Genomic DNA, 20,577 nt, shown 5'->3' on the forward strand with positions numbered 1-20,577 from the left:
TATGAAGTAATTCTAGCGTCGATCAAAAAAATGCACCCAACCCGCTGTCAAAAATGCCTGCTCTCTTCCAGCTTGTAGAGAAATGCCGTTTGTCAGGGCGGTTACTGTTGTTGCTGCGGGGGCGGATCAGCTATGCTATGCGGATCTGAACGAACTCATAAAGTTTACAAAGGACCACTGGCTGCCATGCAAGAGCAATACCGCCCGGAAGAGATAGAATCCCACGTCCAACAGCACTGGGATGAGAAGCAAACGTTCAAAGTGACCGAAGAGGAAGGTAAAGAGAAGTACTACTGCCTCTCCATGCTGCCCTATCCTTCTGGCCGCCTACATATGGGCCACGTTCGTAACTACACCATCGGTGATGTGATCTCCCGCTACCAGCGTATGCTGGGCAAAAACGTCCTGCAGCCGATCGGCTGGGATGCCTTTGGCCTGCCTGCAGAAGGCGCAGCGGTAAAAAACAACACCGCGCCGGCGCCATGGACCTACGACAACATTGCCTACATGAAGAACCAGCTGAAATTGCTGGGCTTCGGCTATGACTGGAACCGTGAACTGGCCACCTGTCAGCCTGAGTACTATCGCTGGGAACAGTGGTTCTTCACCAAGCTGTACGAAAAAGGCCTGGTCTATAAGAAAACCTCGGCAGTTAACTGGTGCCCGACCGACCAGACCGTGCTGGCTAACGAACAGGTTATTGACGGTTGCTGCTGGCGCTGCGATACCAAAGTTGAACGCAAAGAGATCCCACAGTGGTTTGTTAAAATCACCGATTACGCTGATGAACTGTTAAATGACCTGGACACGCTGGAAAGCTGGCCTGAGCAGGTTAAAACCATGCAGCGTAACTGGATCGGCCGTTCTGAAGGGGTGGAAATCACCTTTGACGTGGCAGAAAGCACCGAAAAACTGAGCGTTTATACCACCCGTCCAGACACCTTTATGGGTGTGACCTATCTGGCCGTGGCTGCGGGCCATCCGCTGGCTGCGCAGGCTGCCGCGTCGAATCCTGCGCTGGCCGACTTTATTGCCGAATGCCGTAATACCAAGGTTGCCGAAGCTGAAATGGCGACCATGGAGAAAAAAGGCATGGCCACCGGCAAGTTTGCCGTGCACCCACTGTCTGGCGAGAAAGTGCCGGTCTGGGTCGCCAATTTTGTGCTGATGGAATACGGCACCGGTGCGGTGATGGCCGTTCCTGGCCACGACCAGCGTGACTGGGAGTTCGCCACCAAGTACAACCTCACTATCAAGCCAGTGATCCTTAATGCTGACGGAAGCGAGCCGGATCTGACCGACGCGGCCATGACCGATAAAGGGACGCTGTTTAACTCAGGCGAGTTTGACGGTCTGTCGTACGAAGCAGGCTTTAACGCCATTGCTGAGAAGCTGGCGGCCAAAGGCGTTGGCGAGCGTAAAGTTAACTTCCGTCTGCGCGACTGGGGTGTTTCACGCCAGCGTTACTGGGGCGCACCAATTCCAATGGTGACCCTGGAAGACGGCACCGTGATGCCGACGCCAGAAGATCAGCTGCCGGTTATCCTGCCGGAAGACGTGGTAATGGACGGGATCACCAGCCCAATCAAGGCCGATCCTGAGTGGGCAAAAACCACCGTCAACGGTCAGCCTGCGCTGCGCGAAACCGACACCTTTGACACCTTTATGGAGTCTTCCTGGTATTACGCGCGCTATACCTGCCCGGACTATGACAAAGGCATGCTGGACCCGGCTGCAGCTAACTATTGGCTGCCGGTCGATCAGTATGTCGGCGGTATCGAACACGCCATCATGCACCTGCTCTACTTCCGCTTCTTCCATAAGTTGCTGCGTGATGCTGGCCTGGTGACCTCCAATGAGCCGGCCAAACGCCTGCTTTGCCAGGGCATGGTTCTGGCTGATGCCTTCTACTATCTTGGCGCCAGCGGTGAGCGTAACTGGGTTTCCCCGGTTGATGTCACCCTTGAGCGTGATGAGAAAGGCCGCGTGACCAAAGCCACCGATGCAACCGGCCGCGAGCTGGTTTACGCCGGTATGAGCAAAATGTCGAAGTCGAAAAACAACGGCATTGACCCACAGGTGATGGTTGAGCGCTACGGTGCCGATACCGTGCGTCTGTTTATGATGTTCGCTTCGCCGGCAGAAATGACTCTCGAATGGCAGGAATCCGGTGTGGAAGGTGCTAACCGCTTCCTGAAACGCGTCTGGCGACTGGCCTTCGAACACAGCGAAAAAGGACCGACCGTTGCACTGGATATCGCCAGCCTCAACGACGATCAGAAATCGCTGCGCCGCGAGCTGCATAAAACCATCGCCAAAGTGTCCGATGACATCGGCCGTCGTCAGACCTTCAACACCGCCATTGCGGCGATTATGGAGCTGATGAACAAGCTGGCCCGTGCCCCACAGGAAAGCGAGCAGGATCGTGCACTGATGCAGGAAGCGCTGCAATCCGTGGTGCGTCTGCTGTATCCGTTTACCCCGCATGCCTGCTTCTCATTGTGGCAGGCGCTGGGTGGCGAAGGCGACGTCGACAACGCGCCATGGCCGCAGGCAGATGAAGAGGCGATGGTGGAAGATTCTCTGCTGGTGGTCGTGCAGGTTAATGGTAAAGTGCGTGGCAAAATTACCGTTCCGGCTGATGCCACTGCGGAACAGGTTAAGGCTCGTGCGTTGCAGGAGCATCTGGTTGCCAAGTACGTCGATGGCACCACCATTCGTAAAGAGATTTACGTACCGGGCAAATTGCTTAACCTGGTCGTGGGTTGATGTCAGGAGGAATTGTGCGACATCCGATTTTATCTGTGATGCTGGGTCTTGCGGTGTTAATCACCGCAGGTTGTGGCTTTCATCTTCGCGGGACCACTTCGGTCCCGAAAGAAATGAAAACGATGATCCTGGACACCTCCGATCCTTATGGTCCGCTGACGCGTACCGTACGTGAAGAGCTGCGCCTGAATAACGTGACGGTGCTGGATGACAGCAACACCACGGCGATGAGCAAAGGGACGCTGCATAAAACCGTGCCTTCCCTGCGTCTGATGGGTGAGGTTCAGGGTCGTGACACAGCCTCCATCTTCCAGGACGGTAAAACGGCCGAGTACTCGATGTACATGACCGTTAATGCGCAGGTGCTGGTGCCAAATAAAGGCATCTATCCCATCAGCGCGACCGTGTATCGTTCATTCTTTGATAACCCGCTGGCGGCACTGGCGAAGGACTCCGAGCAGAACATTATCATGAGTGAAATGCGTACCCAGGCGGCTCAACAGCTGGTGCGTAAATTACTGACGGTACATGCGGCAGAGGACGATCCTTCCATCAATACGCTGGACAGCACGCCTGAAGCCATCGATCAGACCAATCCTGCATCCGGCCTGACAGACAGCTCTCTGGCAAGATGATCAGGATTTACCCTGAGCAACTCAGCGCGCAGCTCCACGAGGGGCTGCGCGCTTGTTACATTCTGGCCGGTAACGAACCGCTTCTGTTGCAGGAATCTCAGGATGCGGTGCGGGCTGCTGCGCAAAAGCAGGAATTCACCGAGCACTTCAGCGTGGTCATTGATGCCCATACTGACTGGGATGCAATCTTCTCTACCTGCCAGGCTCTAAGCCTGTTTGCCAGCCGGCAAACGCTGCTGCTAACGCTACCTGAAAATGGTCCCAACGCGGCGATGGCGGAACAGCTTGTTACCCTCTCCTCACTGCTCCATGCCGATATTCTGCTGATATTGCGGGCGTCGAAACTGACTAAAGCGCAGGAAAACAGTGCCTGGTTTAAAGCGCTGAGCGCCAATGCGGTGATCGTGCCCTGCCAGACACCCGAGCAGGCGCAGTTGCCTCGCTGGGTAATTGCCCGTGCGAAAAGCCTCAAGCTGAGCGTGGACGATGCGGCTGTTCAGCTGCTTTGCTACTGTTATGAAGGGAATCTGCTGGCGCTGGCCCAGGCGCTGGAACGGCTGTCGCTGCTCTGGCCAGACGGAAAGCTGACGCTGCCAAGAGTGGAGCAGGCCGTTAACGATGCGGCGCACTTTACGCCGTTCCACTGGGTGGATGCTTTGTTGGCTGGGAAAAGTAAACGTGCCCAGCATATTTTGCGCCAGATGCAGGCGGAAGAGAGCGAGCCGGTGATCTTATTGCGCACCGTGCAAAGAGAGCTGATGATGCTGCTGACCTTACAGCGCCAGATGGTGAAAACACCGATCAGAACGCTGTTTGATCAGCACCGCGTCTGGCAAAACCGCCGTCCACTGTTCAGCGAAGCGCTGCAACGTCTTTCTGCACGGCAGCTGAGTCAGGCGATCCATCTGCTGACGCGCATTGAGCTGACGCTGAAGCAGGATTATGGTCAGTCGGTCTGGTCCGATCTTGAAACGCTGTCGTTGCTGATTTGTCAGCGCGGTTTCCCTGAGCATTTCTGCGATGTCTGAATCTCACACGCTGGAAGCGCTGTTCGGCGGCACCTTTGATCCGATCCATTTTGGCCATCTGAAGCCAGTTGAGGTTTTAGCCGCGCAGGTCGGGCTGAAAAAGGTGACGTTATTGCCGAATAACGTGCCGCCTCATCGCCCACAGCCTGAAGCCAGCCCGTCACAGCGGGTGGAAATGGTGAGGCTGGCGATTGCCGACCTGCCGTTGTTCGACCTGGATCTGCGTGAAATGCAGCGCGACACGCCCTCTTTCACCCTCGAGACGCTTACGGAGCTTCGTGCAGAACGGGGCGACGACCAGCCGCTGGCGTTTATCATTGGCCAGGATTCTTTGCTAACCTTACACAAGTGGCATCGCTGGGAAGAACTGCTTAGCCTGTGCCATTTACTGGTCTGTAAACGTCCGGGTTATGACAGCACGATGGAAACCCCGGCGTTACAGCGCTGGCTGGAACAGCATCAAACCCGCCAGGCAGAAATATTGCATCAGCATCCCTGCGGCAGGATTTTTCTGGCAGACACGCCGCTGGTGTCCATCTCTGCGACTGAAATACGCGATCGATTGCACAGCGGGCAATCGTGTGACGATTTGATCCCTCCGGCAGTTTCGGCCTACATCCTTGCTGCAGGTTTATATCGCAAGCCCTGAGCACGTGGTATACTTCGCCGCTAAATTTTCTGGAGCAATCCGGAAACATCTTTTTTCGGTTAGCCACGCCACAGGCGCAGGACAACCGCTCCGACTCAAAACCCAAGGGGAACCTTTTGCAAGGTAAAGCACTCCAAGACTTCGTCATTGATAAATTAGACGATTTAAAAGGCCAGGACATTGTTGCTGTAGATGTCCAGGGCAAATCAAGTATCACCGATTGCATGATTATCTGCACCGGCACCTCAACGCGTCATGTGGCGTCGATTGCTGACCACGTGGTTCAGGAATCTCGTGCTGCTGGCGTGGAAACCTTTGCTGTTGCAGGTAAAGCTGCCGCTGACTGGGTTGTTGTCGATCTGGGTGAAGTGATTGTTCACGTCATGCAGGAAGAGAGCCGCCAGCTTTACGAACTCGAAAAGCTCTGGAACTAAGCTGTGAAGCTGCAGTTGGTTGCCGTCGGCACTAAAATGCCGGATTGGGTGCAAACCGGGTTTCTGGAGTATTTGCGTCGTTTTCCTAAAGATATGCCGCTGGAACTGACTGAAGTTCAGGCTGGCAAGCGCGGTAAAAATGCCGACATCAAACGCATTCTTGAAAAAGAGGGCGAAATGATGCTGGCTGCGACTGGCAAAGGGAACCGCATTGTTACCCTGGATATTCCAGGGCAGCCGTGGGAAACGCCCCATTTAGCCACTCAGCTTGAACGTTGGAAGCTGGATGGCCGTGATGTCAGCCTGCTGATTGGTGGACCGGAAGGTCTGTCGCCAGCCTGCAAAGCTGCCGCTGAGCAAAGCTGGTCTCTTTCCGCGCTGACCCTGCCCCATCCGCTGGTACGGGTGCTGGTTGCGGAGAGTTTGTATCGTGCATGGAGCATCACAGCAAATCACCCTTACCATCGGGAATAGGCCATAGGATCAACCGGATACACTGAAACAGCGGATGAAATTACAACGTAACTCTTTTCGTGACTACACTGCCGAACAGTCTCTCTTTGTTCGTCGGGCGCTGATCGCCTTTATCGGCATTATCGTGCTTTCCGGTATCCTGGTGGTCAATCTGTACCACCTGCAAATTATCCGCTACACCGATTACAGTACCCGCTCAAACGAAAACCGCATCAAACTGGTGCCCGTCGCGCCCAGCCGCGGCATTATTTTTGATCGTAACGGCCTGCCCCTTGCGCTCAACCGCACGATTTATCAGATTGAGCTGGTGCCCGAAAAGGTCGATGACCTTGAAAAAACCCTGCTTGCTCTGCGCCCCATTGTCGACTTAAGTGACGAAGACCTTGTCGCCTTTGAAAAAGAGCGTAAGCGCTCACGCCGCTTTACCTCTATCGCGGTTAAAACCGGCCTGAACGATGTGCAGGTCGCCCGCTTCGCCGTTAATCAATATGCTTTCCCCGGCGTGGAAGTGAAAGGCTATCAACGCCGCTACTACCCTTACAACTCTGCGCTGACTCACGTGTTGGGCTATGTGTCCAAAATTAACGATCGTGATGTCGAACGGCTGGATAATGAAGGTAAGTGGCCCAACTACGCCGCCACGCATGATATCGGCAAGCTGGGTATCGAACGTTATTACGAAGAGATGCTGCACGGCAAAACCGGCTACGAAGAAGTCGAAGTCAACAACCGTGGCCGGGTGATCCGTCAGCTTCACGAACAGTCCCCTCAGGCCGGCCAGGATATCTACCTGACCATCGACCTGAAGCTGCAGCAATATATTGAGACGCTGCTGGCGGGCAGCCGTGCCGCAGTGGTGGTGACCGATCCGCGCAACGGTGACATTCTGGCGATGGTGTCGATGCCCAGCTACGATCCCAATCTGTTCGTTGATGGCATCAGCAGCACCGATTACAACATGCTGTTGAATGACCCCAACCGGCCGCTGATTAACCGTGCGACGCAGGGCGCCTATCCGCCGGCATCAACGGTGAAACCCTATATTGCCGTCTCAGCGCTGACCGCTGGCGTGATCAACAAAAACACCAGCCTGTTTGACCCGGGTTGGTGGCAGCTGCCGGGCTCCGAAAAGCGCTTCCGTGACTGGAAGCATTGGGGCCACGGCCGCCTGAACGTCACCAAATCGCTGGAAGAGTCTGCGGATACCTTTTTCTATCAGGTGGCTTACGATATGGGCATCGATCGCCTCGGCGAATGGATGAACAAGTTTGGCTACGGGCACCTGACCGGCATTGACCTGGTGGAAGAAACGCCGGGTAATATGCCAACCCGTGAATGGAAGCAGAAACGCTTTAAAAAGCCGTGGTATCAGGGTGATACCATTCCGGTGGGGATCGGTCAGGGTTACTGGACCGCCACGCCGGTGCAAATGAACAAAGCGATGATGACCCTGATTAACGACGGAATCGTGAAAACACCGCACCTGATGCAGTCCAACGTGGTGAATAATGTGCAGGTGCCTTATCGTCAGCCCGACTCACCCCCGATTGCGGATATTCACTCAGGCTACTGGGAAATCGCCAAAGACGGTATGTACGGTGTTGCAAACCGACCTAACGGCACCGCCAGAAAAAGCTTCTCTGACGCACCTTACAAGATTGCCGCCAAATCCGGTACGGCTCAGGTCTATGGCCTGAAAGCCAACGAAACTTACAATGCGCATAAAATCGCTGAACACCTGCGAGACCACAAGCTGATGACCGCCTTTGCTCCGTATGACAAGCCGCGTGTGGCCGTCACCATGATTCTGGAGAATGGCGGCGCAGGCCCGGCCGTAGGGACTATCATGCGCCAGATTTTGGACCATATTATGCTTGGTGATAACAATACCAACCTGCCGGACGCTGCCCCCGTGCCGCCCGGTTATGAGGGTGAATAGACATGAACGATCGTCACCATAAACGCACCATCTGGACCCGAATTCATGTCGATCCGACATTCTTTATTCTGATTTTTGCCCTGCTGGTTTACAGCGCCTTAGTGATCTGGAGCGCCAGTGGCCAGGATCCAGGCATGATGGAGCGTAAAATCGGCCAGATCGCCATGGGTGTGGTGATCATGCTGGTGATGGCGCAAATCCCGCCGCGGGTTTATGAAGGTTGGGCGCCCTATCTGTATATCATCACGGTGATCCTGCTGGTCGCCGTGGATGCGTTTGGCCATATCAGTAAAGGTGCACAGCGTTGGCTGGATCTGGGCTTTGTGCGCTTCCAGCCCTCAGAGATTGCCAAAATCGCCGTGCCGCTGATGGTGGCGCGCTTTATTAACCGCGATGTCTGTCCGCCGACGCTGAAAAACACCGCCATCGCGCTGGTGCTGATCTTTATGCCCACGCTGCTGGTCGCCGCGCAGCCGGACCTGGGAACCTCAATTCTGATTGCCGCCTCCGGCCTGTTTGTTCTGTTCCTTTCCGGGATGAGCTGGAAACTGATTGCGGTGGCGGTACTGATGGTGGCGGCCTTCGTGCCGGTGCTGTGGTTCTTCCTGATGCATGATTATCAGCGCGACCGCGTTATGATGCTTCTGGATCCGGAGAGCGACCCGCTTGGCGCGGGTTACCACATCATTCAATCCAAGATTGCCATTGGGTCAGGCGGGCTACGCGGCAAAGGCTGGTTGCATGGCACCCAGTCACAGCTGGAATTTTTACCCGAACGCCACACCGACTTTATTTTTGCGGTTCTGGCCGAAGAATTAGGCCTGGTCGGCGTCCTGGTGCTGCTGGTACTCTACATTCTGGTGATTATGCGTGGCCTGATGATGGCGGCGCGGGCGCAAACCACCTTTGGTCGGGTAATGGCCGGTGGCTTAATGCTGATCTTCTTTGTGTATGTTTTCGTTAATATTGGTATGGTTAGCGGCATTCTCCCGGTGGTTGGAGTTCCATTGCCGTTGGTCAGCTATGGCGGTTCGGCCCTGATCGTACTGATGGCCGGGTTTGGCATTATTATGTCGATTCACACCCACCGAAAACTGTTGTCTAAGAGCGTTTAAGAGGCGTAAACATGCGTAAGGATTGGCTTTGGATTGGTCTGGCTTCAGTATTGCTGGCAGCCTGTGCTACCGATGAACAGCAGCAGGCACCCGCACCACAGCAACCGGCCTACAATGGCCCGGTGGTGGAAATTGGCGGTGCCGAACCCCGTTATGAACCGCAGAACCCAGGCACCAGCCAGGACTACACGGTGAATGGCAAGACTTACAAAATCGTCAAAGATCCGTCTAATTTCAGCGAAACCGGCCTGGCCGCCTGGTATGGCGATGAGGCCGGCAGCAACCGCACCGCAACCGGCGAGCAGTTCGATCCTGATGCGCTTACTGCGGCTCACCCGACGTTACCGCTGCCAAGTTACGTGCGCGTCACTAACCTGGCCAATGGTCGCCAGCTGGTGGTGCGCGTGAACGATCGCGGTCCTTACACCCCAGGCCGGGTTATCGATCTGTCCCGAGCCGCGGGCGATCGCCTGAATATCTCGAATAACACCAAAGTGAAAATCGATTACATCAAGGTCGCGCCGGATGGCACGCTCTCGGGTCCTGGCACCATTGGCACCACCGTCGCCAAACAGAGCTATGCCCTGCCCGCCCGTCCTGATATCGCGGGTGGGATGACCACCCTGGGCGGCGGGATGACCACGATGGGTGGCGATGCCGCCGCCAGTGCCGCGTCACAACCGGAGGCCAGTCAGCAGCAGGCGCCGGAGTCGCGTCCAATTGATAACGCCAACGTCAACAGTGATGACAGCCTGGGCGCACCGGTACGCAGCAATGGATTTTTAGGTGCCGCGCAGCCGTTACGTTCTGGCGTGCTGGAAGGCAGTGAGCCGGTCGCCGCGCCGGTTGCTGCGCCAGCCGCTGCCGCCGTCGTCGCAGCACCCGCAGCGGTCGCTGCCAGCCGCCCTGCCGCTTCCGGCACCACCTATGTGGTGCAGGTCGGCGCCGTTGGCGATGCAGCCAAAGCCAAAACCTGGATGAATTCCCTGAGCAAACAGTTTGGTGTGCCGGGCGCGGTTGACAGCCACGGCAATGTTTACCGGGTTCAGCTGGGCCGCTTCACCTCTCGCCAGCAGGCCAGCGCCTTGCAGCAGCGGTTATCGAGCGAAGCGAAGCTCACCTCATTTATTACCGTCGCACCCTAACGAAATGTCATACTGACCGGCATTCAGTGCGGGCTAACAGGCTGAAAGTGCTGTTAACCTGCATGGTAAAGACGAGTGCCGGGCAGGACTGCTTTTGCTATAGTGAGTCACTTTTTTTAACTTAGCCGATGGATGTTGTAGTCCTAAACATGAACAATCTGACCTCCTACAAACTGATCAAACGCCTGACGGCGGGATCGCTGATTGCCCTCAGCCTGACTTCCTTCGCCCACGCCGACGACGTGAACATTAAAACAATGATCCCAGGCGTGCCGGATATCGATGCGGAAGCCTATGTGCTGATCGACTACAACTCAGGCAAAGTGCTGGCAGAGAAAAATGCCGACGCTCGCCGTGACCCAGCCAGCCTGACCAAAATGATGACCAGCTACGTGATTGGTCAGGCGGTCAAAGCCGGTAAAATCAAGCAGGATGACATGGTTACCGTGGGCAAAGATGCCTGGGCAACCGGTAATCCGGTGTTCAAAGGCTCTTCCCTGATGTTCCTGAAGCCAGGCGATCGCGTTGCGGTTTCCGAGCTGACGCGCGGCATCGTGCTGCAATCCGGTAATGATGCCTGTGTGGCAATGGCCGACTATGTTGCTGGCAGCCAGGATACGTTTGTTGGTCTGATGAACAACTACGTTAAAGCATTGGGCCTGCAGAACACCCACTTCCAGACCGTTCATGGCCTGGATGCGGATGGCCAGTACAGTTCAGCGCGTGATATGGCGCTGATTGGCCGTGCACTGATCCGTGACGTGCCGGACGAGTACGCGGTGTATAAAGAGAAAGAATTCACCTTCAACAATATCCGCCAGATGAACCGTAACGGTCTGCTGTGGGATACCAGCCTGCAGGTTGACGGCATCAAAACCGGTCACACTGAAGCCGCGGGCTACAACCTGGTTGCCTCCGCGACCGAAGGCCAGATGCGTCTGATCTCTGCCGTGATGGGTGGTCACACCTATAAAGGCCGCGAGACCGAAAGCAAAAAACTGCTGACCTGGGGCTTCCGTTTCTTTGAAACCGTGGCACCGCTGAAAGCAGGCAAAGAGTTTGCTTCTGAGCCAGTGTGGTTCGGCACCAGCGACCGCGTGCAGCTGGGTGTGGAAAAAGATGTCTTCCTGACCATCCCTCGTGGCCGCATGAAAGATCTGAAAGCCAGCTACACGCTGAGCAATACCGAACTGCATGCGCCGCTGGCGAAAAACCAGGTTGTCGGCACCATCAACTTCCAGCTGGATGGCAAAACCATTGAACAGCATCCGCTGGTGGTGTTGAACGATATGCAGGAAGGTGGCTTCATCGGTCGCATCGTCGATTACATTAAGCTGATGTTCCATCACTGGTTTGGCTAAGACCGCCATGCCGGCACGCATTTGGGCAGCAATGCCCCCTTGATTTCGGCGTGAATGCACCCCATATTTGAGTTATCTGTAGACTCCCGCTACGCACAGCGGGAGTCTTTGTTTTGGCGTTACCGGAGCCCCTATGAAAACCAATCTTAAAGAACTGCTCGAATTCCCAACTCCTTTTACTTACAAAGTAATGGGACTGGCGCAGCCGGAACTGGTTGATCAAGTAGTTGAAGTTGTTCAGCGCCATGCGCCGGGTGACTACTCTCCGGACGTGAAGCCAAGCAGCAAAGGCAACTACCACTCCGTCTCGATCACCATTACTGCCACCCACATTGAGCAAGTGGAAACGCTGTATGACGAGCTGGGCAAAATCGAAATTGTCCGCATGGTGCTGTAAAAACTCTCGCTGACAGCGGGCATGGATCTGCTCTCTGTCAGCGTTATACTGCCCTTCTGTTCTCAACAGGACTGACGTTTTGCCTCACGATACCCTACTCATCCGCCAGCTGGGCTTACAGCCCTGGGCACCCATCTCTCAAGCCATGCATGATTTTACTGACCAGCGCGGTGAGCACTCTGCCGACGAAATCTGGCTGGTCGATCATCTTCCGGTCTTCACTCAGGGTCAGGCAGGCAAAGCCGAACATCTGCTGGGTCCGGGCGATATTCCGGTGATGCAAAGCGATCGCGGTGGCCAGGTGACGTATCACGGACCCGGACAGCAAATCATGTACGTGATGATCAATCTGAAGCGCCGGAAAATTGGCGTCAGGCAGCTGGTGACCGCCCTCGAAGATACGGTGATTGCCACCCTCGCCCATTTTGGCGTGGAAGCGGCGGCCAGAGCCGATGCACCCGGTGTGTATGTGCAGGGTAAAAAGATCTGTTCATTGGGCTTACGCATTCGTAACGGCTGCTCGTTCCATGGCCTGGCGCTGAATGTCGATATGGATTTGTCGCCTTTTCTGCGCATCAATCCCTGCGGCTATGCCGGGCTGGAGATGACGCAGCTTAGCGCGTTGAAAGCTGGCGTGACGCTGGCCGATGTGCAGCCGCTGTTAATCACGCATTTTGCCAGACTGTTGAACATCACTGACGTTCGCTGGCAGGCCGCCGATAACCTTATTGAAAAGTAACCGTCCGTGCGGATTTACAATTACGTCACATTTAATCGGTCTGGCTGGCTGAAACTGCCGCGCCGAGATGATATAATTTTTGCGCTTTATCAAAAAAAGTTGAACACAAGATCACTTATTTGAGTTTTATGCGGATCGCGCATGCCAACCTGGAACTTGCAAGATTATGAGTAAACCCATTCAGATGGAACGTGGTGTTAAATACCGCGACGCAGACAAAATGGCGCTTATCCCGGTTAAAACCGTGATCACCGAGCGCACGGAGATTTTACGCAAGCCGGAGTGGATGAAAATCAAGCTCCCCGCGGACTCCAGCCGCATCCAGGGCATCAAAGCTGCGATGCGTAAAAATGGCCTGCACTCCGTCTGTGAAGAGGCTTCCTGCCCTAACCTTGCAGAATGTTTCAACCACGGCACAGCCACCTTTATGATCCTCGGCGCGATCTGTACCCGCCGCTGCCCGTTCTGCGACGTGGCCCACGGACGTCCGGTTGCCCCGGATCAGAATGAGCCGCTGAAGCTGGCGCAGACCATTGCCGATATGGGATTGCGCTACGTGGTGATCACCTCCGTTGACCGTGATGACCTGCGTGACGGTGGTGCTCAGCACTTTGCCGACTGCATTACCGCCATCCGCGCCAAGAACCCGACCATCAAGATTGAAACGCTGGTACCGGACTTCCGTGGCCGTATGGATCGCGCGCTGGAAATCCTCACCGCTACGCCGCCAGACGTGTTTAATCACAACATGGAAAACGTGCCGCGTGTTTACCGTCAGGTGCGCCCTGGCGCTAACTACGACTGGTCACTGAAGCTGCTGGAACGCTTTAAAGAAGCGCACCCAGACGTGCCGACTAAATCCGGTCTGATGGTTGGCCTTGGTGAAACGAACGCGGAAATCGTGGAAGTGATGCGCGATCTGCGTCGCCACGGCGTGACCATGCTGACCTTAGGTCAGTACCTGCAGCCAAGCCGTCACCATCTGCCAGTTCAGCGTTATGTCAGCCCTGCGGAGTTTGATGAGATGAAAGATGCGGCGATGGAGATGGGCTTTACCCACGCTGCCTGCGGACCGTTCGTCCGTTCTTCTTATCATGCGGATATGCAGGCGAAAGGTCTGGAAGTGAAATAAATTGACGGGGTGAGGTGACTTGCCCTGCGTTACAATAATTTACATTATTGCAACACAAACAAAAAACGGATGACCCTGTCATCCGTTTTTTTATGCCTGAGCGGGCGATTAATCTTTGTGAACAACCTGCTCTGCTGGCTTTTCGTCAACAACCGGCGCTTTTTTAGCGGAAGTGTCGTCGTCGCTCATCGCCTTTTTAAAGCCTTTGATCGCTGACCCCAGATCGCCACCGAGAGAACGTAACTTATTGGTTCCGAACAGCAAGACGATCAGAGCACCGATAATCAGCAGTTTTGCAATACTGATACCTTCCATACACACCTTCTTTTTTAACCTGACCAATAACAAGGCCAATAACGATAAAGTGTATTAACGCGCAGATCGCCGGTCAATACAACCGCAATCTGTAACAGAGTTCTCTGTACAGAATACTCTCGCGATAATATCAGATAAACCGGCTGAGGAAAGCCTGGAATCGGGGATGCTCAGGATTCACCAATACCTTCTCAGGCGGCCCCTGTTCAACCACCACGCCCCCATCCATAAACACCACCCGATCGGCAGCCTCGCGGGCAAAACCGATCTCATGGGTCACCACCACCATGGTTAACCCCCGATCGGCCAGGGTGCGCATGGTGGCCAGCACCTCGCCAACCAGTTCCGGATCCAATGCCGACGTTGGCTCATCAAACAGCATCAGCTTAGGACGAATGGCCAGCGCGCGGGCAATCGCCACGCGCTGCTGTTGCCCGCCGGAAAGATGACGCGGCCAGGCATCGGCTTTATCGCTCAAACCCACCGTTGCCAGCAGTTCCCGAGCGTGACGCGTCGCGGCTTCACGTGACTCTTTGTGCACGCCAATCGGCGCTTCAATAATGTTCTGCAGCACGGTCATATGCGGATAGAGATTAAACTGCTGAAACACCATGCCGATCTCCTGGCGCTGGCGGTCAATTTTACGGGCCGACAGGCGCTGTAAAATCCCCTGTTTCAGCTCATAGCCAATCTGCTGCCCGCCCACCATAATCGAGCCGGCATTCATATCTTCAAGATGATTGATGCAGCGCAGGAAGGTCGATTTACCGGAGCCGGAAGGCCCGAGGATCACCACCACTTCGCCCGGCATCACATCCAGATCGATGCCTTTCAGCACTTCATTATCACCGTAACTTTTCTGTACGTTACGTGCCCGAACCAGCGGCTGCATTTCACTCATACATCCTCCTTACGGACTAATGGGCGGTTAACCATCGGCGTTGTTTTACTGTCCGCTGGCGGCTGGCGACGTTTAGTCGCTGAGACCGAGCGACGCACGCCGCGCGAATAATATCGCTCAATGAAAGACTGCCCGACATTGAGAATCGAGGTGATAAACAGATACCAGATCACCGCCACCATCAGCATCGGGATCACTTCAAAGGTGCGGTTATACACCGACTGCACCGAATACAGCAGATCGCCCATCGCAATCACGCTGACCAGCGAGGTGGCTTTGATCATGCTGATCAGCTGATTGCCGGTCGGAGGAATGATCGAGCGCATCGCCTGAGGAATGATAATCCGGCGCAGCGCACGCGCGCGGCTCATGCCAAATGCCTGGGTGGTTTCAACCTGACCGTTGTCCACCGACTGCAGCCCGGCACGAATAATTTCGGCCATATAGGCCGCCTCATTCAATGCCAGCCCGGCGATCGCCGCGGTTAACGGGGTGATCAAATCGTTGGTGTTCCAGCTGGCGAAGATCGGGCCATCGAACGGAATACCCAGGGTGATCTTCGGGAACAAGGTCGACATGTTGTACCAAAAAATCAGCTGCACCAGCAGCGGCGTGCCGCGGAAGAACCAGATATACAGCCCGGAAAGGCCGCGCATCAGCCGGTTATCCGACAGCCGGGCGACCGCTAACAGCAGGCCCAACAGGGTGCCGAGAACCATCGACACCACCGTCAGTCCCAGCGTCACCTTTAATCCGCTCAGCACCGAGCCTTCGGTAAACCACTGCAACACCACGTGCCACTCGAAATTGGGGTTAGTGGCCACCAGCCAGCTAAAGTTGGCGGCAATCACCAGCACCACAATCCATGAGGCCAGGCGTCCGTAACGCGGTGCGCTGCGGGCAAAGGCCACGTCGCGCTGTTCCACGTCTGCCGTTTCCCTGGCTCGTGAATCCGTGGTGCTTTTTGTCATTTCGCCGCCCCTTTCGCCAGGTTAACCCCCGGTGCGCTGATCATGTTGCCATCCAGCTTCCACTTTTTCATGATCGCCGCATAGGTGCCGTTGGCGAACAGCGCTTTATAACCGTCGAGGACCACTTTCCCCAGTTCAGAATCCTTAGGAACCACGGTGCCCTGGAAGATATCGCCAAAACCATTTTTCTTGCCCTGGCCGGTTAACTCCAGCTGGCCGTGCGCCTGGTCAACGAAGTACACCAGCGGGGCCTGAGACGAGAAGAAGGCATCGGACCGTTTAGAACGCACCGCCAGAATCGACGAAGGCTGGTCGGTAAATGACTGGACGGTCACCGCCGGTTTACCCGCATCGGTACAGACCTGAGATTGTTTGCGGATCACCTGCTCAGCAGAGCCGGCCGCCATCACCGCAATCCGCTTACCGCAGGTATCGTCGAGGCCGTTGATTTGCGCTGGGTTGCCTTTCTGCACGGCAAACACCACAAACTCCTGCACGAAGTCGATAAAATCATTTTTAGCCTGGCGGTCCGGATAGTCGCCAATCGGGCCAATAGCTAACTGATAGCGACCTGACTTAATGCCAGCCAACACGCCCGACAGACCACTTACCGTGGCATGTTCGATTTTGATGCCCAGCAGTTGTGCCAGGGCTTCGGTTAAATCGGCAGACGCGCCGGTCATGGTGGTCGGGCCTTCAACAATCTCATAAGGCGGGAAGGAACCGTTATTTACCGAGATCATTTTGCCAGCGGTTTTAATATCCGCCGGTAAACGGTCGTGTAACGCCTGATCGACTTTCTGCGCCGGAATGGCGTCTGCGGCCTGGGCACAACCCGCACTTAATCCCAGAGCCAGTGCAATGGCGGTCGCTATCTTTTTCATTATAAATTTCCCCGGTGTCTTATTGTTTATTCAATTCAGGACGCGCGAAACGGCGGTTTTCCAACACCGGCAGCACGTGGCGCGCATGCGCAATACGGGCCGGATCTAAATCGGCAAAGACCAGCGCCGGGGCTTCAGCGGCTTTGGCAATCGCCACGCCGAGCGGATCCACCACCAGGCTGTTACCGATATTGCGCGGACCACATTCACCGACCGCCACCATATAACAGGTATTTTCCAGCGCGCGGGCGGTGACCAGCACTTCCCAGTGCATCTCTTTTAACGGGCCTTTAACCCAAGCGGCCGGCAGCACCAGCACATCCGCACCGTCCAGCACCAGGCGACGCGCCTGCTCCGGGAAACGCACGTCGTAACAGGTCATCAGGCCAACTTTCATGCCGGCAACTTCAACCAGCGGCGGAACCTCATTGCCTGCCGTGACGTTGCGGGATTCCTGCATCGCGAAGGCATCATAAAGATGCAGCTTGTCGTAGCGGGCGATGATTTCGCCGTTACGGATGGCGATCAGCACGTTCAGCGCACGACCATCGGGCGTGGGCACGTGGACGGTCATCATCGTGGTCAACGTGTTGCCACGGCTGGCGGCATAGACTTCCGTCAGGAACGGGCCATCGAGCGGCTGTGCGGCCTTCAGCACCAAATCAGGATCGGCAATATCACGCGCCAGCACGCCTTCCGGTAACACCAGCAAATCGGCACCACCGGCCAGCGCCTGGGCCATTAAACCGGTGCAGGTCACGGCATTTTCCTGCCACTCGCGGCTGACTGCGAACTGTCCTAATGCAACTTTCATCGTATTGATCCTTTGGTCACGGCCGGGAACAAATCCTCAGGCGTAAGGCATTGAGAAGTGATTCCCTGCTCAAAAAGCTCTGTGCCGAAATCGGCAATCATCTTCTTGTTAGCGTCAAAACCATTTGCGTTCCAGTCGGCAGGTAAATCCTGCGCGGTGCGTCGCAAATCGTCCAACAACCAGGGGGTGGTATCGGCATACTTTTCACGCTTGTCGTTCCACATTTTGGCCGATTGATCGATCAGCTCGCTGAGCTGCTGAGGAATGTCCGGATGGGCTTCGGCAAAGGAAGATTTAAAGGCCAGCAGGTGATGGCCAGGGATATAGCCAACCCGGTTGAAGTAATCTAGTTCTGCCTGACGGAAATCAGTCTGCAACTGGCGCAGGCCGGAGCCTTTCAGGAAGAAGCCCTGTGGCATAAACGGCGTAAAGACGGCATCCAGTTCACCGGCACGCAGCAGGTCGATCAGCGGGTGCTCGCCGGGTGCGGCTTCAATGCGGCCCGGACGGCCAAAACCGTTCAGACGGTCAACGACGGGATGGTCAGCCGTCAGGCGACCGGCAAACCAGTAAGCATCATCAATATCGACGCCGGCTTCACGCAGGACCGCACGGGTCCAGGTATTGCCGGAATCCTGCCAGCCGGTCACGCCAATTTTGGCCCCCTTCAACTGCTCAAGAGAGACGATCGGGTTGTCTTCGGTGGTGATGATGCAACGCTGGCGGAAGCCACGCATCAGGATGTGGGGCAAGGCGAGTAAGGCGCTGTCACCTTTTGCCCTGCCCTGAGCATAGCGGCTGAAGGAAATTTCTGCCGCGTCATACTCGCTGCTGGTCGCCAGGTCGCCGACCAGCGTACCCACGCGATGCACTTCCAGCGCAAACCCCTGCGGTTTGATATCGCCCAGCGCCAGCGGCGTGAAGTAATCCCAATCTCTAACTGCCAGTCTGATCGTGACCATCGTTATCTCTCTCTGCCCTGAAGAGCGCCGGAACGGGGCGCATAATTTGTGTGCAATTACTGCTTGAATTCGATACTAGATCGATAATAATAGCTGTACAATAATTTCTTTGTTACTGAACAAACGGATTTCTTATGACCTCAACGCTGGACCTGCGCTGGTTTGCTGAACGCCTTACCGATGCTTCTGTTAAAGGGATTGCCGGGGTGACGGCGGGCCTGATTCGCGAAGGGCAAATCCCGATAGGCACGCATTTGCCTTCGGTTCGCGATCTCGCAGAAGCGTTAGGCGTCAGTCCGGCGACGGTTTCCGCCGCCTGGGGACAGTTAAAGCGGCAGAAGGTGATTGCCGGGAAAGGCCGCAGCGGCGTGTGGGTCTGTGGCGATAACGTCACGCCGAGGCCGGTGCGTTTTGAGAAGATCGGCAATTATGGCGACAATATCCGCGCCGATCTGGCCATGGCGTCCCCCGATCCGACGTTAATGCCCGATCTGCAGGAGGCGATGCGCCAGGGCGTTCTTTGCCCACAGCTCAACAGCTACCAGCGCGATCCGATCTCGCAGCCGTTGCTGGAGGCGATCAAACCGGACTGGCCTTACCAGGCCGACGTCTGGCTGGCGACCGAGGGGGGCTTTGCGGCGATGAATACCCTCGTGCAGACGCTGTTTTCGCCAGGAGAAAAGGTGATCATTGAGGATCCCACCGCCACCAGGCTGCTGGATATTCTGGACAATATTGGCGCCGAAGTGATGCCGCTGGCTTGTGATGAGCACGGCCCGCTGCCTGGCGCGCTGGCGATGTTACTGAATAAAGGCGCAACCGCCTTTATCTATCAGCCGAGGACGCACTCCGCCACCGGCCATACGGTCAGTGAAGCACGCAGCGAAGCGCTGGCGAAAGTGTTAATGGGTACGCGGACGTTGATTGTGGAAGATGATGGCATCGGCGAATTGTCGGTGCATCCGGTCTGGAGCCTGGGCCGTTATTTCCCGGAACGCACCCTGCACGTCCGTTCTTACTCCAAGGCTTACGGACCCGATCTGCGTCTGGCGGTCCTTTCTGGCCCGTCTGAGCACCTTAAGCGTATTCAGTCATGGCGCAATTTTGGCGCCGGCTGGACCAGCCGCATTACTCAGCAGGCAGTGGCATGGATGATTAACGATCCCGCGACCCAGCAGCAGATACAGCAGGCGAAAGCGATTTACGCTAAGCGTCGTCGCGAGCTGCTCAGCGCGCTGGCAAAGCGAGGCCTGGAACTGCCGGACCGTGATGGTCTGAGTATTTTTATGCCGGTGCAATCGGAGCAGTTTGCGATGATCACGCTGGCGGCACGCGGTATTGCCGTCCTGCCAGGGGAACGCTGCCGCATTGGAGGGATTCAGTTTATCCGCGTCAGCATCTCAATGATCCAAAGTGACCGCATTGAGAGTATTGCCGACGCTCTGCTGCTGGCCAGTGGGCTGGACAGTAGCGCTATTCGTTGAGGTCTTTGATCAGATAACGGGGAGATTCGCTGTAACCTTCCCGGGCATAAAACGCGTTGGCTTTGATACGGTGCGCATTGCAATGGACTTCCATCCGGTCGCAACCCCGCTGCTTTGCCACCTGTTCCGCATGCTGCAGCAACTTTTGTCCTGCGCCTTTGCTGCGCTCACCTTCTGCCACGCAGAAGTAGCTAACGCGGGCAAAATCACCGGCCAGCGCCAGCTGGGGAATAAAGTGCAAAGACAGGAAACCCAGCACCGTGTTGCCATAAACGGCAACCAACAGCTCCTCGGTCTGGTCATCAATCAACTGTGCAAGACGCCGTTCAATAAACCCTTCGGTATTCTCATAGCCCAGTTCGGCTAACAGGGCACTCAGGGCAAAACTGTCATTGGCTTCCGCCAGACGGATTTTCATCACGCTTCCTC

At 55.8% G+C, this 20,577-nt stretch carries 21 protein-coding genes; 14 read left to right on the top strand and 7 right to left on the bottom strand.

Annotation, left to right across the window (positions count from 1 at the left end):
* Positions 1-186: 186 nt before the first annotated feature.
* The 13 genes from leuS (at position 187) to lipA (ending at position 13,817) form a co-directional block, all read left to right on the top strand.
* Entirely contained in the window at positions 187-2,769 is a 2,583-nt protein-coding gene (gene leuS, locus AC0IXH_RS10880) for a leucine--tRNA ligase (RefSeq protein ID WP_471720417.1), read from the top strand.
* 14 nt (positions 2,770-2,783) lie between these two features.
* Positions 2,784-3,404, top strand: coding sequence for an LPS assembly lipoprotein LptE (gene lptE / locus AC0IXH_RS10885; protein WP_041691944.1), 621 nt, complete (start codon positions 2,784-2,786; stop codon positions 3,402-3,404).
* A complete protein-coding gene (gene holA / locus AC0IXH_RS10890) occupies positions 3,401-4,432 on the top strand; it encodes a DNA polymerase III subunit delta (RefSeq protein WP_013201277.1) in 1,032 nt (343 codons plus the stop codon). The genes lptE and holA overlap by 4 nt, the downstream gene beginning before the upstream one ends.
* Positions 4,425-5,081, top strand: a complete 657-nt coding sequence (gene nadD / locus AC0IXH_RS10895) for a nicotinate-nucleotide adenylyltransferase (RefSeq protein ID WP_346565869.1) — start codon at positions 4,425-4,427, stop codon at positions 5,079-5,081. The genes holA and nadD overlap by 8 nt, the downstream gene beginning before the upstream one ends.
* Positions 5,082-5,197: 116 nt before the next feature.
* A complete protein-coding gene (gene rsfS, locus AC0IXH_RS10900; protein ID WP_041691943.1) occupies positions 5,198-5,515 on the top strand; it encodes a ribosome silencing factor in 318 nt (105 codons plus the stop codon).
* Positions 5,516-5,518: 3 nt separating this feature from the next.
* Positions 5,519-5,989, top strand: a complete 471-nt coding sequence (rlmH, locus tag AC0IXH_RS10905; protein ID WP_013201274.1) for a 23S rRNA (pseudouridine(1915)-N(3))-methyltransferase RlmH — start codon at positions 5,519-5,521, stop codon at positions 5,987-5,989.
* Positions 5,990-6,023: 34 nt separating this feature from the next.
* Entirely contained in the window at positions 6,024-7,928 is a 1,905-nt protein-coding gene (gene mrdA / locus AC0IXH_RS10910; protein WP_471720418.1) for a peptidoglycan DD-transpeptidase MrdA, read from the top strand.
* Between the two features lie 2 nt (positions 7,929-7,930).
* Positions 7,931-9,043 carry a peptidoglycan glycosyltransferase MrdB gene (gene mrdB, locus AC0IXH_RS10915; RefSeq protein ID WP_013201272.1) on the top strand — a complete coding sequence of 371 codons (1,113 nt, stop codon included), beginning with the start codon at positions 7,931-7,933 and terminating at the stop codon, positions 9,041-9,043.
* An 11-nt stretch (positions 9,044-9,054) separates the two neighbouring features.
* Positions 9,055-10,188, top strand: coding sequence for an endolytic peptidoglycan transglycosylase RlpA (rlpA, locus tag AC0IXH_RS10920; RefSeq protein WP_013201271.1), 1,134 nt, complete (start codon positions 9,055-9,057; stop codon positions 10,186-10,188).
* 149 nt (positions 10,189-10,337) lie between these two features.
* Positions 10,338-11,549 carry a D-alanyl-D-alanine carboxypeptidase DacA gene (gene dacA, locus AC0IXH_RS10925; protein ID WP_013201270.1) on the top strand — a complete coding sequence of 404 codons (1,212 nt, stop codon included), beginning with the start codon at positions 10,338-10,340 and terminating at the stop codon, positions 11,547-11,549.
* A gap of 133 nt (positions 11,550-11,682) precedes the next feature.
* A complete protein-coding gene (gene ybeD / locus AC0IXH_RS10930; protein WP_013201269.1) occupies positions 11,683-11,946 on the top strand; it encodes a DUF493 family protein YbeD in 264 nt (87 codons plus the stop codon).
* Between the two features lie 79 nt (positions 11,947-12,025).
* On the top strand, positions 12,026-12,685 hold the full coding sequence (gene lipB, locus AC0IXH_RS10935; protein ID WP_041691942.1) for a lipoyl(octanoyl) transferase LipB: 660 nt from the start codon (positions 12,026-12,028) through the stop codon (positions 12,683-12,685).
* A 166-nt stretch (positions 12,686-12,851) separates the two neighbouring features.
* Complete coding sequence (lipA, locus tag AC0IXH_RS10940; protein WP_013201267.1) at positions 12,852-13,817, top strand: lipoyl synthase; 966 nt, start codon at positions 12,852-12,854, stop codon at positions 13,815-13,817.
* 108 nt (positions 13,818-13,925) lie between these two features.
* On the opposite strand, the gene tatE is transcribed toward lipA, so the two are convergent.
* The 6 genes from tatE to AC0IXH_RS10970 form a co-directional block, all read right to left on the bottom strand.
* Positions 13,926-14,132, bottom strand: coding sequence for a twin-arginine translocase subunit TatE (tatE, locus tag AC0IXH_RS10945; protein ID WP_013201266.1), 207 nt, complete (start codon positions 14,130-14,132; stop codon positions 13,926-13,928).
* Between the two features lie 130 nt (positions 14,133-14,262).
* On the bottom strand, positions 14,263-15,033 hold the full coding sequence (locus tag AC0IXH_RS10950; protein ID WP_013201265.1) for an amino acid ABC transporter ATP-binding protein: 771 nt from the start codon (positions 15,031-15,033) through the stop codon (positions 14,263-14,265).
* Positions 15,030-16,004, bottom strand: coding sequence for an amino acid ABC transporter permease (locus AC0IXH_RS10955; RefSeq protein ID WP_013201264.1), 975 nt, complete (start codon positions 16,002-16,004; stop codon positions 15,030-15,032). Before AC0IXH_RS10955 ends, AC0IXH_RS10950 begins: the two co-directional genes overlap by 4 nt.
* On the bottom strand, positions 16,001-16,888 hold the full coding sequence (locus AC0IXH_RS10960; protein ID WP_134823697.1) for an ABC transporter substrate-binding protein: 888 nt from the start codon (positions 16,886-16,888) through the stop codon (positions 16,001-16,003). The genes AC0IXH_RS10955 and AC0IXH_RS10960 overlap by 4 nt, the downstream gene beginning before the upstream one ends.
* 19 nt (positions 16,889-16,907) lie before the next feature.
* Positions 16,908-17,702 carry a deaminated glutathione amidase gene (locus AC0IXH_RS10965; protein ID WP_013201262.1) on the bottom strand — a complete coding sequence of 265 codons (795 nt, stop codon included), beginning with the start codon at positions 17,700-17,702 and terminating at the stop codon, positions 16,908-16,910.
* On the bottom strand, positions 17,699-18,664 hold the full coding sequence (locus AC0IXH_RS10970; protein WP_134823695.1) for a substrate-binding domain-containing protein: 966 nt from the start codon (positions 18,662-18,664) through the stop codon (positions 17,699-17,701). Before AC0IXH_RS10970 ends, AC0IXH_RS10965 begins: the two co-directional genes overlap by 4 nt.
* 134 nt (positions 18,665-18,798) lie before the next feature.
* On the opposite strand from AC0IXH_RS10970, the gene AC0IXH_RS10975 reads away from it, so the two are divergent.
* A complete protein-coding gene (locus tag AC0IXH_RS10975; RefSeq protein ID WP_471720419.1) occupies positions 18,799-20,148 on the top strand; it encodes an aminotransferase-like domain-containing protein in 1,350 nt (449 codons plus the stop codon).
* Here the strand turns inward: AC0IXH_RS10975 and AC0IXH_RS10980 are convergent.
* On the bottom strand, positions 20,138-20,566 hold the full coding sequence (locus tag AC0IXH_RS10980) for a GNAT family N-acetyltransferase (RefSeq protein ID WP_013201259.1): 429 nt from the start codon (positions 20,564-20,566) through the stop codon (positions 20,138-20,140). The two genes, AC0IXH_RS10975 and AC0IXH_RS10980, sit on opposite strands and share 11 nt — an antisense overlap.
* Positions 20,567-20,577 lie beyond the last annotated feature (11 nt).

It is taken from the genome of Erwinia sp. AC075 (assembly GCF_979253995.1).

Coding starts and splice junctions, on each gene's coding strand:
- leuS (WP_471720417.1), top strand. CDS start 187: ATGCAAGAGCAATACCGCCCGGAAGAGATAGAATCCCACGTCCAACAG.
- holA (WP_013201277.1), top strand. CDS start 3,401: ATGATCAGGATTTACCCTGAGCAACTCAGCGCGCAGCTCCACGAGGGG.
- nadD (WP_346565869.1), top strand. CDS start 4,425: ATGTCTGAATCTCACACGCTGGAAGCGCTGTTCGGCGGCACCTTTGAT.
- mrdA (WP_471720418.1), top strand. CDS start 6,024: ATGAAATTACAACGTAACTCTTTTCGTGACTACACTGCCGAACAGTCT.
- mrdB (WP_013201272.1), top strand. CDS start 7,931: ATGAACGATCGTCACCATAAACGCACCATCTGGACCCGAATTCATGTC.
- rlpA (WP_013201271.1), top strand. CDS start 9,055: ATGCGTAAGGATTGGCTTTGGATTGGTCTGGCTTCAGTATTGCTGGCA.
- dacA (WP_013201270.1), top strand. CDS start 10,338: ATGAACAATCTGACCTCCTACAAACTGATCAAACGCCTGACGGCGGGA.
- ybeD (WP_013201269.1), top strand. CDS start 11,683: ATGAAAACCAATCTTAAAGAACTGCTCGAATTCCCAACTCCTTTTACT.
- lipA (WP_013201267.1), top strand. CDS start 12,852: ATGAGTAAACCCATTCAGATGGAACGTGGTGTTAAATACCGCGACGCA.
- tatE (WP_013201266.1), bottom strand. CDS start 14,132: ATGGAAGGTATCAGTATTGCAAAACTGCTGATTATCGGTGCTCTGATC.
- AC0IXH_RS10950 (WP_013201265.1), bottom strand. CDS start 15,033: ATGAGTGAAATGCAGCCGCTGGTTCGGGCACGTAACGTACAGAAAAGT.
- AC0IXH_RS10955 (WP_013201264.1), bottom strand. CDS start 16,004: ATGACAAAAAGCACCACGGATTCACGAGCCAGGGAAACGGCAGACGTG.
- AC0IXH_RS10960 (WP_134823697.1), bottom strand. CDS start 16,888: ATGAAAAAGATAGCGACCGCCATTGCACTGGCTCTGGGATTAAGTGCG.
- AC0IXH_RS10965 (WP_013201262.1), bottom strand. CDS start 17,702: ATGAAAGTTGCATTAGGACAGTTCGCAGTCAGCCGCGAGTGGCAGGAA.
- AC0IXH_RS10970 (WP_134823695.1), bottom strand. CDS start 18,664: ATGGTCACGATCAGACTGGCAGTTAGAGATTGGGATTACTTCACGCCG.
- AC0IXH_RS10975 (WP_471720419.1), top strand. CDS start 18,799: ATGACCTCAACGCTGGACCTGCGCTGGTTTGCTGAACGCCTTACCGAT.
- AC0IXH_RS10980 (WP_013201259.1), bottom strand. CDS start 20,566: ATGAAAATCCGTCTGGCGGAAGCCAATGACAGTTTTGCCCTGAGTGCC.